2 protein-coding genes are annotated in these 2,048 nt (G+C 60.5%); both read left to right on the forward strand.

Annotation, left to right across the window (positions count from 1 at the left end; translation table 11 throughout):
* The coding region (locus AC1DSN_RS21860; RefSeq protein ID WP_477332879.1) for a hypothetical protein at positions 1-496 on the forward strand (496 nt) is incomplete at its 5' end.
* Positions 497-538: 42 nt separating this feature from the next.
* Positions 539-2,048 (forward strand): Ig-like domain-containing protein (locus AC1DSN_RS21865; RefSeq protein ID WP_477332881.1); only part of this gene is annotated, 1,510 nt, incomplete at its 3' end.

A 2,048-nucleotide genomic window follows, 5' to 3' on the forward strand; every position in this document is an offset into this window, starting at 1 on the left:
GGGTGCTGGTTACACCATCTACCAGCCTGATGGCACGGTCTACACCTCATTCTCGACTGGTAGTTGGAGCACGCAGAACCTCACAGGCCTTCCAGCGACCGGCACTTACAAGGTGTTCGTCAATCCCAGCTCGACTGCATATGGGCTATCTGTACAAGCCGCAGCTTCCTCAGGTGTCGAGGCGAACCTCATCCTTGATGGCCCAGTGGTGGGACTGCAGACCGTCTTCCCAAGCCAGAGTGCGTACCTCACGTACACGGCCACGGATGCTGGAGCGGTCAACTTCAATATCACCGATATCACCACCACATCTGTCTACAGGGACGTTCTGGTCTCAGTAGCCGATTCGGCGGGATCGAACGTCGGAACTCGATGGTGCAACGCCGGTTCTGACTGTGTTTTCGCGGTGTCGACGACGCCGGGAATCTATCGGGTTGTGGTGGGCTCGGAGGCCGGAGACACCATGGGTTTCAGTGCAAGTATAACCAGGCAATAAGCGCAGCGTTTCGGCGATTAGGGACAGCGAAGGGGTATGGGAATGAAGCACGGAAAGATTTACGCCATCGTGGCGCTTTGCGCACTGGTCACAGTCACGGTGGGTGTCTCAGTGCCGTGGGCACAGGTACCAACGCCCGCGACGCGAGCTTCCGCTGAGGTTCTGCAGGCGATGCCCCGAGAGCAAAGCATCATGCTTTCCGATGGTCGAGTCCTCCACGTTCAAGGCGCCTTGGGGAAAGTGGTCATCAATGATCTGGCGGCTCCGGACCATTCGATTTCGCTGCCTCTTCCGGCAGTCCGCATCGGTAGCGCATTGGTTTCCCTGCCAGACGGGCGTGTGTTGATCTGGGGCGGTCTTGACCCTACGGGCTCGGTGATCGATGACGGTCTCTGGCTCGATCCACGCACCTCTGCGTTCTCTATTGCGAAAATTGAATCGCTTCCGCGTGGCGCAGGTCAGGCAATGACATTGCTGACGGATGGTCGAATCCTGATCGCGGGAGGATGGAGTGCCGACTCTTCCTCGCCTGACGCTGCGATCTACCAGCCGGGATCCGAGTCGGTACAACTGCTGAATACGTCTGGCGTCCACATGGCGGTGTCGACGGCGGCTAGCCTTCGTAGCGACGGCTCAGTAGTGCTTCGCGCGAGAGGCGAGCCGGCGGTGCAGGGCGAGGCGGCGACGTTAGCGTTCTCGCCTGACTCGATGTCGTTCGGCAGTGGCGATCACAAGGATCCCGCCGAATTCGCTCTGGCGGCCTCGATTCCTGAAAACCTCGCAGAAAAGGTCTCGGCCTCTGCGCGTGTGGTACTTCGCTTCTCCAATTTGGTCGATCCGTCTACTGTCTCTCCCATGTCGGTAACTCTTGTGGGACCTGCCGGTAGCGTTCCTGCCGACGTCGGCGTTGCCGAAGATGGGCGGCTGGTCTTTATCAAGGCTCGAGGCGACCTCCTCACGGGCACCAAATACTCGGTTGTTCTGCAAGGCAYCCGCCAGGTTGGCGGCCGCGCGTTGCCGTTTACAACGTTCGGATTCGAGACCTCTTCCATCGCCGCACCCGCAGGCGGCCGCCCAACTCAGGCTGGTACTTCAGCCGGAGCTAGCGGTGCGTCCGCCGGGCAGATGCCCGGCGGAACTAACGACGCGTCTCAGCCGATTACTTATGCGACCACGGGTATCGATGCTTCCGGGCGCGCGTTAGGTACGCCAGCCGGCTGCTCAGCGCAAGTACGGCCGCTGGTGCTGTGCCGTCTGAAGAGCTACCTGGACAAAGGTGTGTTTTATCCCGGCCAGGACAACGCGGGTGAGATGGGGAATGGGCAGTGGCGGCTCAATTCCCGAGAGTCGATCAGCTCTAAAGATGTCGTCCAGGCCGTTCGGTCAATGCGCAAGGCGGGACACGGGAAGGTCACCGCGCGCGCGGTGCCAGTCGTGCAAGGTGGCGACGTCGGAGCCGTTAGCGGCAACGTCGCGTTGATCGATGGCTCGCCAGTCGTTGGTGCCGCTATCTCGTTCGGAGACAAACGCGTCCAGACTGACGTTAACGGGC

This window comes from Luteibacter sp. P4_D7_3 (assembly GCF_056401735.1).